This is a genomic window from Robertmurraya beringensis, assembly GCF_042433785.1.
Taxonomy (GTDB): Bacteria; Bacillota; Bacilli; order Bacillales; family Cytobacillaceae; genus Robertmurraya_A; species Robertmurraya_A beringensis.
In genome coordinates this window covers 1-15,137 of sequence record NZ_JBHLUU010000104.1, presented here as the reverse complement: position 1 = coordinate 15,137, position 15,137 = coordinate 1, and the positions used below count along the sequence as shown (strand labels likewise).

The following is a 15,137-nucleotide window of genomic DNA, read 5'->3' as shown; positions in this document are numbered from 1 at the left end:
GTATAAGGATTGAGGGTGATGATGTGACTGAAATGCTATTAAAATACTTTCGAACAAAACAAAATCATGTAGAGTCAGAGAAAACATATGACTCACAGTGTCCATTCTGTAGTATGCAATGCAAAATGCAGCTCATAGAGCAATCTATCGTTACGCGCAAGAAATATACGACTGTTGGATTAGATAATCCAACTACACAAGGAAGATTATGTGTGAAGGGCATTAATGCCCATCAACATACTTTTCATAAAGACCGATTAAAGTATCCGCTTATAAAGGTAAACGGGGAGTTTGTACGTGCTACATGGGAAGAGGCACTAGCAGTCATCAAAAGTAATATTCAATCCATTCAAGAACGCCATGGAAAAGATGCAATGGCGGTGTATGGAAGTGCCTCCATCACGAACGAAGAAGCTTATTTGCTTGGAAAGTTTGCTCGTGTTGCGTTGCAAACAAAGTACATTGATTACAATGGCAGGCTTTGTATGTCATCAGCCGCTTCGGCTGCTACACAAACCTTCGGGATGGACAGAGGATTTACCAATAGCATAAGTGAAATTCCTTCTTCTCGCTGTATTATTTTGGCTGGAACAAATATTGCAGAATGCCAACCGACCATCATGCCTTATTTTGAAAAGGCAAAGGAAAACGGTGCTTATATTATTGCAATAGACCCTCGTGAAACGGCAACAACGAAACTAGCAGACTTGCATATTAAGGTGAAGCCTGGAACAGATGCCGCTTTTGCAAATGGAGTCTTAAAGGTAATTATCGAAGAACAGCTTACTAACGAACACTTTATCTCAGAAAGAGTGAACGGATTCGAAGAAGTGAGGGAGAATGTAACCTCGATGACTCTTGAGGAAATCGAATCTTTTTCCGGTGTTCCGATTGAACAGATTCGTAAGGTAGCTCACCGGTTTGCAAAAGAAGAAACAGGAATGATTTTTACGGCACGCGGAGTAGAGCAACACACAGATGGCTCGGCTGCAGTTAGAAATTTCCTAAATATATTACTTTCGGTTGGAAAAATTGGAAAACCAGGATGTGGGTACGGAGCGATTACTGGTCAGGGAAATGGTCAAGGAGCAAGGGAACATGGGCAAAAGGCCGATCAACTTCCTGGTTATAGACTTATAGAAAACGAGGATCATCGAGCTTATATTGCAAAGGTATGGGGAGTGAACGAAGCTGAGCTGCCGAGAAAGGGTGTCTCTGCATATGAAATGTTTGAAAAAATTCATGACGGTGATATATCCGGGATGCTTTTGATGTGTTCTAACCCCATTGTCTCTAACCCCAATGCACATTTTGTGGAGGAAGCCTTACAAAAACTTTCTTTTCTTGTTGTAGTTGATTTATTCGTATCCGAGACTGCTCGATTAGCAGATGTGATATTACCGGCTTCCTCCTACTTAGAGGATGAAGGAACGATGACCAATGTGGAAGGAAGAGTCACGTTAAGAGAGGCCAGTTATCCTTGTCCAGAAGAAGTAAAGCATGATTGGCAAATTCTTTGCGAAATTGCTCAGGAGCTTGGGAAGGGGAAGTATTTTCCTTTTGAATCAGCAGAAGATATTTTTAACGAACTTCGGATTGCTAGTAAAGGTGGGATTGCTGATTATTATGGAGTGACTTATGAACGACTACGAGAGGAAAAAGGGCTGTTATGGCCTTGTCCAACTTTAGATCATAAAGGAACAGTGAGGCTTTTTGAAAATTCTTTCGCTCATTCTGATGGAAAAGCAAAGATGGTCTCTGTTTCTAATGTCGCGCCGGTTTCAAAGGATGAGGTATGTGAAGAGTTTCCACTTTATTTAACAACAGGACGAGTGATGTCTCACTATTTAACAGGTGTTCAAACACGCAAAAGTGCTTCATTAGCAGCAAGAAATGTGGAATCACATGTGGAGATTCATCCGGCCACGGCTTTAAAATACGGAATTAGAGACGAAACACTTGTGAAGATTGCGTCCAGAAGAGGCAGTATTGTTGTTCGAAGTAAGCTGTCAGATAGTATTCGTCAAGACACACTGTTTGTTCCTTTTCACTGGGCCAATTCACAAAATGTGAATTTCCTTGTCGGAAAGGAATTGGATCCAACCTGTCGTATGCCTGGATTTAAATTAAGTGCGGTAAAAATAACCTCTGCCATGGATGTCGGATGACGATAATTTTGGGTGATTTTCTCCTTTAATATTCGGAAAATTCGGTTTACGAACTAAAAAGCGTGTGAGGTAATCTAACATGTTAAACAATTTTACACAAATCATGTGTTACAGTTTAAGAAACTTTCTTGGGGAGGCGCGTTAATTTGGGAAAGAAAAAACTCGTTCTTGTTGGTAACGGTATGGCAGGAGTTAGAACCATAGAAGAAATAATAAAGCTTACAAAGGATCAATTTGAAATTACGATTTTCGGTAGTGAGCCACATCCGAATTATAATAGAATCCTACTTTCAAAGGTTTTACAAGGAGACACAGAGGTTGCTGATATTACGCTTAATGATTGGAGCTGGTATGAAGACAATGATATTCAGCTTTATACAGATGAGACCGTGGTTAAGGTTGATTCCGATCGAAAAGTAGTCGTTACTGATGCGGGAAGAATAGAACCATACGATGAAGTGATAGTGGCAACTGGGTCTGTTCCTTTCATTCTTCCCATTCCAGGTGCAGATAAGGAAGGGGTTACAGCATTCCGAGATATTAAGGATACGGAAATTATGCTAAAGGCCTCTAAGAAATATAAAAAAGCAGCTGTAATCGGTGGAGGATTGTTAGGACTTGAAGCGGCAAGGGGACTTCTAAACCTTGGGATGGAGGTTAATGTCATCCATCTAGCTCCTTATTTAATGGAGCGTCAGCTTGACCCAATGGCTGGAAAAATGTTGCAAACAGAATTAGAAAAGCAGGGAATGACGTTTTTATTAGAAAAACAAACAAAGGAGATTTTTGGAGAAGAGCGAGTCGAAGGTTTGCGTTTCAGTGACGGAACGGAAATTGAAGCGGATCTGGTTGTTATGGCGGTTGGTATCAAACCTAATATCTCCCTAGCAGTGGAAAGTGGGTTAGAGGTAAATCGGGGAATTGTTGTAAATGATTATATGCAAACAAATATCCCTCATGTATATGCGGTTGGGGAATGTGCAGAACATAACGGAATTCCATACGGACTTGTTGCCCCGCTTTATGAACAAGGGAAAGTATTAGCGAAAACAATTTGTGATGTAAAGACGGAGCCGTATAAAGGTTCTGTATTATATACCCAGTTAAAGGTATCAGGAGTAGAAGTATTCTCTGCCGGTGATTTTACGGAAGGTGACGATAAAAAGGCTGTTAAAGTTTTTGATGAGCAGGATAGCTATTATAAGAAGCTCGTTCTTCGTGGAAATCAAATCGTTGGTGCGGTTCTTTTCGGTGATAGCAGCGACGGAAATCGTTTGGTTTCTATGATTCAAAAGCAGGCTGACATTTCAGACACAATGAAGGTTTCCCTTCTGCAGCCAACTGGCCAAGAAGCAGGGGCAAGTCTAGTAGCAACAATGAGTGATGATGAAATCATTTGTGGATGTAATGGAGTCTCAAAAGGAGCAATCGTATCAGCTATTCAAACACAAAGCTGCACTTCTGTTGATGAAATCAAAGCGTGTACGAGCGCTTCTCGTTCTTGTGGTGGTTGTAAACCACTCGTAGCAGAAGTTCTTCAGCACACATTAGGTTCGTCATTTGATAGTAAGCAGCAAAAAGAAGCAATCTGCGGATGTACGACTCTTTCTCGTGATGAGGTAGTAGAAGAAATCAAAGCAAAAGGTTTAACACATGTAAAAGAAGTTATGTTTGTACTTGATTGGAAAACCGAAGAGGGTTGCTCGAAATGCCGTCCAGCTCTTAACTACTATTTAGGAATGGTTAATCCAACTGGATATGAAGATGAAAAAGAATCAAGATTCGTTAATGAACGTATGCACGCTAACATTCAAAAGGATGGAACTTACTCTGTTGTGCCAAGAATGTATGGTGGAGTGACCAATGCGAATGATTTAAGACGAATTGCTGATGTGGTTGATAAGTATGAGATCCCACTAGTAAAGGTAACCGGAGGACAACGAATCGACTTGTTTGGGGTAAAGAAGGATGATCTTCCAAAGGTGTGGGAAGATCTTGATATGCCATCAGGATTTGCTTACGGAAAATCACTTCGTACGGTTAAAACCTGTGTGGGTGAACAATTCTGTCGTTTCGGTACGCAAGACTCAATGGGACTTGGAATTCAGTTAGAAAAGAAATATGAAGGTCTTCAAACACCGCATAAGGTGAAAATGGCGGTTTCAGCTTGTCCAAGAAGCTGTGCGGAATCAGGGTTTAAGGATATTGGATACATCGGCATTGATGGTGGCTGGGAACTTTATATTGGTGGAAATGGTGGTACTCATGTGCGTGGTGGAGATCTTCTTTACAAAGTAAAGACAGAGGAAGAGGTTATCGAGATTACGTCTGCTTACCTTCAATATTATCGAGAAACAGCGAACTATCTTGAAAGAACATCTGCTTGGGTGGACCGAGTTGGTTTGGATCATATCCGTGAGGTATTAGATGATAAAGAAAAGCGTAAAGAGCTAAGTGCTCGCATGGATAAAGCCTTATCTGTAATTGAGGATCCTTGGAAGGCCATTATCGAGGACAAAAAGCTGAAAAAAGAACTGTTTGAAACAGTGGTCACGTCGTAATACAACGATCAAAGGAGGAGATCTTCGTATGGTTAATAAAAACATCAGTAAGGTATTGATCAGCTCCCTTCAAGAGCTGCCAGAGCGCTTAGGGAAAACATTTCATGTGGGAAACATGGAACTTGCGGTATTTAAGCTTTCCAACGGAACGGTTCGTGCGATTGAAAACCGTTGTCCTCATAAAGGTGGTGTATTAAGCGAAGGGATTGTCAGTGGTGATTCGGTCTTCTGTCCAATGCATGATTGGAAGATCTGCTTAGAGGATGGATTAGTTCAAGCACCGGATAAAGGTTGCGTCAAAACTTATTCAACGGTTATTGAAGGAGAAGACGTGTTTCTTCTTATTGAATAGTGATTCTATGCATACAAAGGAAAGGGGTTATACCGTTGTTCTTGAGGGGAACGGAGAATTCCTTTTCTTTTTGCTTGAATATTTATTAGGGTATATAAATAAAAACACAAATTCATCTTGAAAAAGTATTCTTTTATGCATTATAATTCAGAAGGTAGTTGGAATTATACATTACAAGTTTCTGTTATTTTAAAAATTCGGAAAATTCCACTTGAATATGAAGTATTTTCTGCTTTAAAATGGAAAAAGGAAGTTTTTCCTTCACCAAATCCAAGAAGGTGACGAGACGAATATGGAACAAAAGACGGTAACACAAATGATTAAAGGAAACTTTTCGGCATTATCATCAGGGCAAAAGAAAGTAGCAGAGTTTTTACTAGAGCATTTGGATGAAGGATCGCTGCTCACGGCTTTCCAAATTGGGCGAAAAGTGGGTGTTAGTGAAACAACCGTCATTCGCCTAGCGTATGCACTCGGCTTTAGTGGCTACTCAGAAATGCAGGAAACGATTCGAAGAGAGTGGCTAACACATGTACAACCAGGAAAAAGTGAAGGAAAACCTTCAAGTAGAGATGGCTTTGAAGAAAATCAGTTGTTTCATCAAATCATTGAGAAGGAAAGCCAAGTTCTTAATCAATTGCTTAATCAATTAGAAATAGACCAAATATGGCAAGTAGTGGATGAGCTTCATCAATCAAAGCAGATCTTTATCGCTGGCTTTGGTAGTTCCTACGCTGCTGCTTACTGGTTGTATTACGCACTAAAACAGATGAGAGAGAACGTGGTTCTCTCAAGCCCAACTGGTTTTTTGCCTGAAGAAATTTGTGAACTTGATGAACAGTCGACCGTTATTATGTTTTCCTATCCTCGTTATCGAAGAGAATCACTTAAGCTAGCAAACTATGCAAACAATCAAAAAGCAACCCTCATAGCGATTACAGATCGGCAGCTTTCGCCTATTGGCCAGCTAGCTCAATTGACCTTAACGACAGAGGAGCATTTGGAATCGAGTCATCATTCGATTGCATCTGTGATTGGTTTGCTTGAGGTGATCATCTCTGGAATGAACAAAAGAAACACTCAAAACAGCCATGTCCGTCAGAAGAAATTAGAGCAGTTATATTCCGAGCAAAATATTTTTTTAGAATGAAAAAATAATTACTTACGAGGAGGTTTATCCTATATGACCAATGCTTCAAATGTTAGAGCAGAAAGAAAGGAAGCGTCACAAAGATCCTTTTCTGTTCAAGATTATATGAAATTTATCTTACCATCCTTGATCGGTATTATGTTATTTATTATTCCTATTTCAAATGGTGAAGGAATTACAATCCCAGTTGCCTTCCTTGCCAGTCTATTAAATAACGTATTTGTTGATCAAATTCCAGCCTTTGCAACGGGTGTCATTATCTTATCTGTTTTAGGATCACTTATTGCAGTGATTGCCAAGCCAAAATTTATTACCGAAAATTCCTTCTTAAATAAACTTTTAAATGTAAGCAAATTTTGGTTGATTGCACGTGTATTAGGGGCAATATTTACAGTGATCGCACTAACTGAAGTTGGACCGGAGTTTATTTCCTCCGAAAATACAGGAGGGATGTTGCTATTTAGCTTACTTCCGATTCTTTTAACCACATTTTTACTTGCAGGATTTTTATTGCCACTTCTTTTAAACTTTGGTTTGCTAGAGTTTTTTGGGGCGTTAACTATGAAGATTATGCGACCAATTTTTAAACTGCCTGGACGATCTTCTCTTGACTGCTTAGCATCATGGGTAGGCGATGGGACAATCGGTGTACTGCTAACAACTAAACAATACGAGGAAGGCTATTATACAAAAAGAGAAGCAGCGGTGATTGCCACAACCTTCTCCGTTGTTTCTATTACTTTTACGATTGTAGTTATTCAGTACTTGAATCTTGATAAATACTTTCTTCATTATTATGCAACGATCGTTATTGCTGGATTAGCAGCAGCTGTGATCATGCCACGTATTCCGCCGCTTTCTAGAAAAGCAGACACTGGCTATGAGCATGCTACGTTAGTAAAGGAAACGAGTATTCCAGCGGGTACATCGTACGCAAAATGGGGATTAGCACAAGCAGTTAGTAAAGCAAAGACAAATACAAGTGTAAAGGCAACATTAAAAGAAGGACTTCAAAATGTGCTTGATATGTGGATGGGAGTTCTCCCAATCGTTATGGCTATTGGAGTCACTGCTTTAGTGATTGCAGAATTTACTCCAGTATTCTCCATACTAGGAAAGCCATTTGAGCCGATCTTAACGTTAATGCAAATACCAGAAGCAGACCAAGCGGCTCAAACGATGGTGGTTGGATTTGCGGACATGTTCTTACCAGCCATTATTGGTAGTGGAATCGAAAGTGAATTAACTCGTTTTGTCATTGCTTGTGTATCCGTTACCCAACTGATTTACCTTTCAGAGATGGGAGGGTTACTACTAGGATCAAAGCTACCTGTTAGCTTCAAGGATTTAGTGCTAATCTTCTTAATTCGTACGGCTATTACTTTACCGATTGTTGCTGTTGCAGCACATATTATCTTTTAACTAGAAGGGTTCTGACACAAATGGTTCTTTTGGAAAACTTTATTGATACAGAGCGGAAACAAATTTTGAATACGTATAAAGAACTTCATGAGCTTGCCGAGCCAAGCTGGAAGGAAGAAAAAACCTCTCTGTATGTAAGGCAAAAGCTAGAAAGGGCTGGATTTGATGTCCAAACCTTTCAAGGTCATTATGGATTGATTGCTGAAATTAAGGGTGAAAGTCATGAGGTAATCGCGGTTCGTGCGGACATGGATGCTCTTTTGCAAGAGATAGATGGTGTCGTACAAGCGAATCATTCATGTGGTCATGATGGTCATAGTACGATGGTGTTATTCACAGCACTTGCACTTGCTAAAATAAAACATCATCATACCATTCGCTTTATCTTTCAGCCAGCAGAGGAAAAGGCAGAGGGTGCGCTAAAAATGATTGAAGAAGGCGCGCTAGAAAATGTAAAGTTTCTTTGTGGAATTCACTTGCGCCCTGCATTTGAGGTCGCAAATGGAATGGCTGCTCCAGTAATCTTGCATGGTGCCTCAAGCTGTATAAGAGGTACGATCAAAGGGACACCTGCACATGCTGCGAGACCGGAGGAAGGCAATAACCCTATTGAAGCAGCGGCCCTTTTGGTTCAAGCTTTACAAAAGATTCATGTCCAAACCGATGTGTCATACTCGATTAAAATGACTGAGCTGCATTGTGGAGAAGCATCGAATCTGATTCCAGAAACGGCACGATTCAGCGTTGATCTTCGGGCAAAATCAAATGAAGTCATGGAATTGCTTATAGATGAGGCGAAACAAACGATTCGATCCATTGAGGAGCTCTCAAAAACAAAGATTATTTTCCAACAAGATAGTTATTCTCCTGCTGCAGTGAAGAATGAACATGCAGTGATGCTGGCCGAAGAAGCCATTAAATCCGTGCTGGGAGAGAAATGTTTCGTACCCATGTGTGACTCTCCGGGTGCAGAAGACTTTCATTTCTACACACTAAAGCAACCAGATATGGTTGCCACCATGATTGGATTAGGTTGCGGATTGGAACCAGGCTTGCATCATCCAGAGATGCGATTTGACATTACAGCATTACTTAATGGAACAAAAATTTTAACAAAGCTGTTATTGGAAGCGGACAAACAGACTTGGTAACAACTCCGGTGAAGGAGGGAAGACATTTGAAAGATGAAGTAATCATTCGCAACCTTCAAACTGTCACAGAGTTAGAAAAAGTACGTGAATTAGAGGCACTCATTTGGAGTTTGGAAGATTCTGTGCCGGTTAACCAAACGGTAGCCGCTGTAAAAAATGGCGGCTTCGTTCTTGGTGCTTTTCTCCATGAGAAGCTGATTGGTTTTCAATATAGCTTCCCAGGGTTTGATGGTGCGAAAGTGTATCTTTGCTCTCACAGCCTCGGAATTCATCCCGATTATCGTGCATTTGGTGTCGGCGAGAAACTGAAATGGGCTCAGAAGGAAACGGCGCTTCTAAAGGGCTATGAGTTAATCACATGGACCTATGATCCGCTCGAAACCGTAAATGCAAACTTAAATTTACATAAACTTGGCGGCGTCTGTTGTACGTATTTGGAAGATGTATACGGCGAGATGAATGATGGGTTGAACTCAGGAATGGCAACCGACCGTTTTTTAGTAGAGTGGCGACTAAAGTCCGATGGTGTGAAAAGGGACTTAGACCAAGATGCTCTGCACGTAATAAGTACAGATCAGTGTAATGGAAACTTAACTCCTGTGGAAATTCATTTAAACCTTACTGCTGACAAGCTTTTTGTATCAGTACCTGGGAATTTTCAAGCGATAAAGACTATTGATTTCTCCCTTGCCAAGCAATGGAGAGAGGTAACTCGTAAGGCGTTTATGCATTATTTTCATAAAGGTTATACTGCTACTGATTTACGGAAGGAGAAAGAAAACCAATACTACTACGTTTTACAAAAGCTATAGCAAGGGGAATGTGAAATGGAAGTAAAGAGCATCATTTTAAGACATGTAAAAATGGACCTGTTAACCCCGTTCACTACAAGTGTCGGTACCGAGGTGGATAAGGACTTTATAATCGTGGAGGTACAGTCGAAAAGTGGTTTATCAGGATGGGCGGAGTCTGTTTCAATTATGGAGCCAATTTATAACGAAGAAACGGTAAAGACCAATTGGCATATCATGAGTGATTTTCTAATCCCCCTATTATTAAAAGAACCCCTTTCCCATCCGGATGAAGTGTCTGAGCGTTTTCAATTTATCCGAGGCAATTATAATGCAAAGGCTGCATTAGAGTGTGCTGTCTGGGATTTATATGCAAAAGAAAAAAATCTTTCCTTATCAAAAGCGCTCGGTGGAGTAAAGGACCAGATTGAAGTAGGAGTAAGTGTAGGTATTCAAAAGTCAGAAGCGGGGATGCTTAAGCAAATTGAAGAGTATCTAAAAGAAGGGTATAAGCGTATTAAAGTGAAAATAAAGCCGGATTGGGATACTCAAATATTGAAATCCATTCGCCGAGAATTTCCTACGATTCCTTTAATGGCTGATGCCAATTGTGCTTATACATTAAAGGATATCGATCATCTTCAAGCATTAGATGAATTCAATTTAATGATGATCGAACAGCCGCTTGCCTGTGATGACATCATTGATCATGCATCGTTACAAGCGAAGCTTTCGACACCTATCTGTTTAGACGAAAGTATTCATTCTGCAGAAGATGCGAGAAAAGCTATACAGCTCGGAAGCTGCAAAATCATTAATTTAAAAATTGGTCGAGTTGGAGGACTTACAGAGTCAAGAAAGATACACGATCTATGTGTGGAAAATGAGATCCCCATGTGGTGTGGTGGAATGCTAGAAGCCGGAATTGGAAGAGCCCATAATATTGCAATAACATCTCTAGCCAATTTTACGCTTCCAGGTGACACAGCCCCTTCATCGCACTACTGGAAGGAAGATATTATTTTACCGGAAGTAGAAATGAGCGAAGGATTTATTTCTGTACCGGACTTACCTGGAATTGGGTTTGAACCGAATAGGAAGAAAATCAATCAAGTGACACTTGAACAAAAAATCTTTTCATAGATAGTAAGGATATAGACTACTTTCCAGTCTATATCCTTTTTTATACTTTTTTTAGCATTTGGAAATAGGGTGAAAATAGACGATAATGTACTCATACATAGTAGAGGAGCGAAAATAATGTTGTCACAAAAACGGGAAAACATAAAAATTGGTAGCCAAGTAAAAGTGGTACAAAAAGCAGATCAACGAACAGGGAAATTAACAGAAGGTGTAGTTGCGAAAATCCTTACGAATAGTCCTACTCATCCACATGGTATCAAGGTGATGCTAGAAAATGGTGTGGTTGGGAGGGTAAAGGAAATATTATAATTTTCCATTAGTAGGTATTTTACATACAAAGGAATTTTTATTTTGTTCACGTGCAAACTAATGGTAGGAAAGTTAATTTTTGACGCGTGGAGGAAAAGAACATGCCTGATACACCTTCAATGACATCTTCAGAAATTGGAGCAATATGGATTACCTATCAACAAAAAACCATGCTTTTTCAAATGCTAGACTACTTTATTAATAAAGCGGATGATGATGAAGCAAATGAAATCATGAGCTCCCTAAAAGGAGATATTCAACCATTTATTACACAAATGGTATCTATGTTTAATGAAGAGGGAATACCCATTCCAATTGGCTTTGTATCACAAGACGTAAATATAGATGCACCGAAGCTTTATGATAATGGCTTTGATATTATGTTCGTCCGGTTAGTAAAAGAAATCAGTTCGGGGATGCATACCTTAAACTTAACCATGGTTTATCGGGAAGATATTATTCTCCTTTTTAGAGATCTAACAAAGATGACTCAAAAATATTACGATGATTGTACAAGGTATTTGCTGAAAAAGGGTCTTCTTCCGAGGGCACCATATGTCTCAATTGAAAAATCCATTGAATTTGTTAAAACAAATAACTACCTTGACGGGGCAAAACTATTTAGTGAAAAAAGACCCCTAAATGCGGTGGAAATTGCTCATATTTACCGTGGGGTTGAGTCGAATGTGACAGGGATGCAAATGATTTTTGGTTTTGCTCAGGTGGCGAAAGAAAAAGAAGCTAAGAAGTATTTTAATAAGGGTGGAGAATTGGCAAAAGCAATTATAAAGGATATGAGTGAGCTTCTTCTTCAGAACAATATACAAGTTCCAACAACGGCTGGTGGAAATATAACAGATTCAAAAGTTCCACCATTTTCGGATAAAATCATGATGTACTGTATCAGTCTATTCTGCAGCTTTTCGTTAGGAGGTAATTCAATCGGAACCGCTTTTAGCACTCGCAACGATTTACCTTTAAAATTTGCTGCATATATGAAGGATATTTTTGAATATGCCCATGAGGGAGCAAAAATAATGATCCAGAACGGTTGGATGGAAGAGCCACCACAGACGATCAAGTAAATTGCTTTCTCTGGGTGGAATTAAATAAACTAAGAGCAGGAGCAAATCCTGCTCTTTTTCTCGATAGATGGGAGTGTAACGGAATGAAAATAAGTATATTAGATCAATCCCCTTTAGTTTACGGAAAATCTCCACAGCAAGCCTTACAAGCATCGGTGGAGTTAGCAAAATGGGGAGAACAGCTAGGGTACACTCGATATTGGATTGCAGAACATCATGATTTTCCTGGTCTTACTTGCCCTGCACCGGAAGTGATGTTGGCGTATGTTGGTGCTAACACCTCAACTATCCGAATCGGTGCTGGAGCTATCCTGCTTCCTCATTATAAACCTTACAAGGTAGCAGAAAGTTTTAATTTACTAGCAACTTTGTTTCCAGGAAGGATCGACTTAGGCATAGGCAGAGCGCCTGGTGGTTCGGCGGAAGTAACAGAGGCTTTATCAGGTCAATTTCTACAACAGGTATGGCGAATGCCAGAAAGCTTTGAAGAGCTCTTACATTTTTTGCATAATGATTTCCCGGATGATCATTTATATGCAAATGTAACTGCTTCACCAAGTCCTGCTTTTCCACCAACTACATGGTTACTAGGTACAAGTGGAAAGAGTGCAAAGCTAGCAGCGGATAAAGGAGTAGCTTATGCTTTTGGTCATTTCATGAGTGAAAAGCCAGGTCCTGAGATTGTAAAGAGCTATATTGATCATTTCCAGCCAAACCGAATAGATGCTCCAGAAACAATTGTTGCCGTCTCCGTTATATGTGCAGAGACCACTGAAAGAGCAGAGGAACTTGCTATGAGTGGGCTTCTATGGAACCTTCAACTTTCTAAAGGGAATGGTAGAAAAGGTGTTCCTACATTAGAGGAAGCAAAGCAGTACAAATATACGGAGGAAGAGATTAAAAAAATGGAACATATGAAAAACAAAATGGTGGTTGGTAATCCAGGGGAAGTAGTAGGGAGACTAAAGAGCCTTCAAAAAGTATATCAGACAGACGAGATCATGATTGTTTCCATAACACATTCCTATCAGGAACGGTTACGCTCGTATGAGCTAATTTCTGAAGAGTTGAAAAAAACGTATGAGAAATAACGGCCAAAAGGAAAATTAGCTGATAATCGCGGAAGAATTTACATTTATGAAATTATTTTAACTGAAAAATTTTCTTCCCCTTAGTAGGTAACCTTCCCTATCAGCTTAATATAATAAAGTAAGACAAGACACTGGGAGGGGGAAGGGTTGAGGAAGCTTTTTGGACTACTATTCATTTCAATTGTGTTACTCATTGGGTGTACAAAGAATACGGGCGATCCCGTTACACAACCATCTGTAGGCGAGAACCCGGCAAACGAGGAGCCTGTAGATCATCCTAGTCAAGATCAGGATGATGGAGAAGATACAGATGACAACCCAGGAACAACTGATCAAGGAAGTCCTGGTGTGTCAAAAGTGAAAATATTTCTTATTGGAATAGACGACAATGGAGCGAGCGGAAAGAAAATAGGTGCAAACGACAGTGCGATACCTGTACTAGTCGATATTGAACCAACGAAGGCGCCATTAAAGGCTGCACTTACCAAGCTATTATCCTTAAATGAACAAATGTATGGTCAATCAGGCTTTTATCATTCTCTTAATCAATCAGACTTAGAAGTTAAAAGCGTCATAATTGACGATGGTGAGGCAGTTATTGAACTTACAGGTATTTTAAAACTAGGTGGGGTACTTGATAACCCTCGGGTAAAGGCGCAAATTGAAGAAACGGCACTTCAGTTTGATAGTGTGAACAAGGTGTCTGTATTTATTGACGGGGAAAAACTTGATGAAGTGTTATCACTTAAGTGAGATTCATATAGACTGTAAAGCTTGAAGTGAGGACTTCAGGCTTTTTTTTTACATAAGCGTCTTGCTGATTACAAACACTAGACTTGGAATAATTTTTAAAAATTGTGGTGATAAAATGTTATGTCAATCGAGTGAAGAACTACAGGCATTAGTCGAAGAAGCAAAAAAATGCACCATTTATGGAAAGGTTGCCGATTATATTCCTGCTCTTGGAAAAGCCAATCGGGATGACCTTTCCATTGCCATACATTATCCAGATGGAAGCTGTATTTCAGCGGGAAACATAGAAAAGAAAATTAGCCTGCAAAGTATTTCGAAGGTAATTAGTCTAGCTCTGGTCTTAATGGATCATGGCCCTGATTATGTTTTTGAACGTGTGGGCATGGAACCAACGGGAGACCCATTTAATTCGATTGCAAAGCTAGAAACGATGGCGGTAGCAAAGCCGCTAAACCCAATGATTAACGCAGGTGCGCTCGTTGTCACCCATATGATCAAGGGTGATTCCATTGAAGAACGATTTGGTCGATTGTTAACTTTTGTTCAACAATTAACTGATGACCCTGATGTAAGCTATTGTCAAGAGGTAGCTAGCTCAGAATTAGAGACTGCGGACTTAAATCGTGCACTAAGCTTTTTTATCAAACAGCATGGAATCATTAATGAAGATGTGGAACAATTATTGGATTTGTATACAAAGCAATGTGCGATTGAAATGAATTGTTTGGATTTAGCTAGAATTGGTGTGGTGTTTGCTATGGATGGAAAAGACCCTGTGACTGGGAAACAACTGATGCCTGAAGAAGTAGCTAGAATATGTAAGACTTTTATGGTCACTTGTGGGATGTATAATGCATCAGGTGAATTTGCCATAAAAATAGGAATTCCTGCCAAAAGCGGAGTGTCCGGCGGGATCATGGGAGCTGTTCCTGAACGGTTTGGGATAGGTATTTTTGGTCCAGCACTAGACGACAAAGGAAATAGCATTGCTGGAATCAAATTATTGGAATTGTTATCGAAAAATTATAAGCTAACACTAGTGTTGTATAAATAATGTCATAATTTTCAGTTTAATCATCTTTCTTGATTAGAGCCAAAAAGGTAAATACCCTATTAAAGGTGGCTCCATCCATTTGGATTTTATTTACAATTAGACCTGTG

The 15,137-nt window shown here is 39.8% G+C and carries 13 protein-coding genes; all 13 read left to right on the top strand.

Going from position 1 to position 15,137, the window contains the following annotated elements; translation table 11 throughout:
* The first annotated feature begins 23 nt into the window (after positions 1 to 23).
* The 13 genes from nasC (at position 24) to glsA (ending at position 15,030) form a co-directional block, all read left to right on the top strand.
* Positions 24 to 2,168 (top strand): assimilatory nitrate reductase catalytic subunit NasC, encoded by a 2,145-nt coding sequence (nasC, locus tag ACFFHF_RS14690; RefSeq protein WP_340902657.1) that lies wholly within the window; start codon positions 24 to 26, stop codon positions 2,166 to 2,168.
* Positions 2,169 to 2,314: 146 nt separating this feature from the next.
* Positions 2,315 to 4,729, top strand: coding sequence for a nitrite reductase large subunit NirB (gene nirB, locus ACFFHF_RS14685; RefSeq protein ID WP_160549005.1), 2,415 nt, complete (start codon positions 2,315 to 2,317; stop codon positions 4,727 to 4,729).
* A 28-nt stretch (positions 4,730 to 4,757) separates the two neighbouring features.
* The gene (nirD, locus tag ACFFHF_RS14680) at positions 4,758 to 5,081 is read left to right on the top strand and encodes a nitrite reductase small subunit NirD (protein WP_160549006.1); all 324 of its coding nucleotides are present in this window, start codon (positions 4,758 to 4,760) and stop codon (positions 5,079 to 5,081) included.
* A 292-nt stretch (positions 5,082 to 5,373) separates the two neighbouring features.
* Complete coding sequence (locus ACFFHF_RS14675; protein ID WP_160549007.1) at positions 5,374 to 6,231, top strand: MurR/RpiR family transcriptional regulator; 858 nt, start codon at positions 5,374 to 5,376, stop codon at positions 6,229 to 6,231.
* 33 nt (positions 6,232 to 6,264) lie between these two features.
* Positions 6,265 to 7,653 (top strand): YjiH family protein, encoded by a 1,389-nt coding sequence (locus ACFFHF_RS14670; RefSeq protein WP_160549008.1) that lies wholly within the window; start codon positions 6,265 to 6,267, stop codon positions 7,651 to 7,653.
* 20 nt (positions 7,654 to 7,673) lie between these two features.
* On the top strand, positions 7,674 to 8,804 hold the full coding sequence (locus ACFFHF_RS14665) for an amidohydrolase (RefSeq protein ID WP_160549009.1): 1,131 nt from the start codon (positions 7,674 to 7,676) through the stop codon (positions 8,802 to 8,804).
* Between the two features lie 26 nt (positions 8,805 to 8,830).
* The gene (locus ACFFHF_RS14660; protein ID WP_160549010.1) at positions 8,831 to 9,616 is read left to right on the top strand and encodes a GNAT family N-acetyltransferase; all 786 of its coding nucleotides are present in this window, start codon (positions 8,831 to 8,833) and stop codon (positions 9,614 to 9,616) included.
* A gap of 15 nt (positions 9,617 to 9,631) precedes the next feature.
* Positions 9,632 to 10,738 carry an o-succinylbenzoate synthase gene (menC, locus tag ACFFHF_RS14655; RefSeq protein WP_377058473.1) on the top strand — a complete coding sequence of 369 codons (1,107 nt, stop codon included), beginning with the start codon at positions 9,632 to 9,634 and terminating at the stop codon, positions 10,736 to 10,738.
* A 117-nt stretch (positions 10,739 to 10,855) separates the two neighbouring features.
* Positions 10,856 to 11,047 carry a YwbE family protein gene (locus ACFFHF_RS14650; protein WP_160549012.1) on the top strand — a complete coding sequence of 64 codons (192 nt, stop codon included), beginning with the start codon at positions 10,856 to 10,858 and terminating at the stop codon, positions 11,045 to 11,047.
* A 101-nt stretch (positions 11,048 to 11,148) separates the two neighbouring features.
* Complete coding sequence (locus ACFFHF_RS14645; protein ID WP_160549013.1) at positions 11,149 to 12,132, top strand: DUF3231 family protein; 984 nt, start codon at positions 11,149 to 11,151, stop codon at positions 12,130 to 12,132.
* Between the two features lie 83 nt (positions 12,133 to 12,215).
* Positions 12,216 to 13,223 carry an LLM class flavin-dependent oxidoreductase gene (locus tag ACFFHF_RS14640; protein ID WP_160549014.1) on the top strand — a complete coding sequence of 336 codons (1,008 nt, stop codon included), beginning with the start codon at positions 12,216 to 12,218 and terminating at the stop codon, positions 13,221 to 13,223.
* A 147-nt stretch (positions 13,224 to 13,370) separates the two neighbouring features.
* Complete coding sequence (locus ACFFHF_RS14635) at positions 13,371 to 13,976, top strand: GerMN domain-containing protein (RefSeq protein ID WP_160549015.1); 606 nt, start codon at positions 13,371 to 13,373, stop codon at positions 13,974 to 13,976.
* A gap of 115 nt (positions 13,977 to 14,091) precedes the next feature.
* On the top strand, positions 14,092 to 15,030 hold the full coding sequence (gene glsA, locus ACFFHF_RS14630) for a glutaminase A (RefSeq protein WP_160549016.1): 939 nt from the start codon (positions 14,092 to 14,094) through the stop codon (positions 15,028 to 15,030).
* The last annotated feature ends 107 nt before the right edge of the window (positions 15,031 to 15,137 follow it).

What these genes read in the sequence shown, in the direction of transcription:
- menC (WP_377058473.1), top strand. Translation starts at nt 9,632, where the DNA reads ATGGAAGTAAAGAGCATCATTTTAAGACATGTAAAAATGGACCTGTTA.
- ACFFHF_RS14670 (WP_160549008.1), top strand. Translation starts at nt 6,265, where the DNA reads ATGACCAATGCTTCAAATGTTAGAGCAGAAAGAAAGGAAGCGTCACAA.
- ACFFHF_RS14650 (WP_160549012.1), top strand. Translation starts at nt 10,856, where the DNA reads ATGTTGTCACAAAAACGGGAAAACATAAAAATTGGTAGCCAAGTAAAA.
- ACFFHF_RS14675 (WP_160549007.1), top strand. Translation starts at nt 5,374, where the DNA reads ATGGAACAAAAGACGGTAACACAAATGATTAAAGGAAACTTTTCGGCA.
- glsA (WP_160549016.1), top strand. Translation starts at nt 14,092, where the DNA reads ATGTTATGTCAATCGAGTGAAGAACTACAGGCATTAGTCGAAGAAGCA.
- ACFFHF_RS14645 (WP_160549013.1), top strand. Translation starts at nt 11,149, where the DNA reads ATGCCTGATACACCTTCAATGACATCTTCAGAAATTGGAGCAATATGG.
- ACFFHF_RS14640 (WP_160549014.1), top strand. Translation starts at nt 12,216, where the DNA reads ATGAAAATAAGTATATTAGATCAATCCCCTTTAGTTTACGGAAAATCT.
- nirD (WP_160549006.1), top strand. Translation starts at nt 4,758, where the DNA reads ATGGTTAATAAAAACATCAGTAAGGTATTGATCAGCTCCCTTCAAGAG.
- ACFFHF_RS14665 (WP_160549009.1), top strand. Translation starts at nt 7,674, where the DNA reads ATGGTTCTTTTGGAAAACTTTATTGATACAGAGCGGAAACAAATTTTG.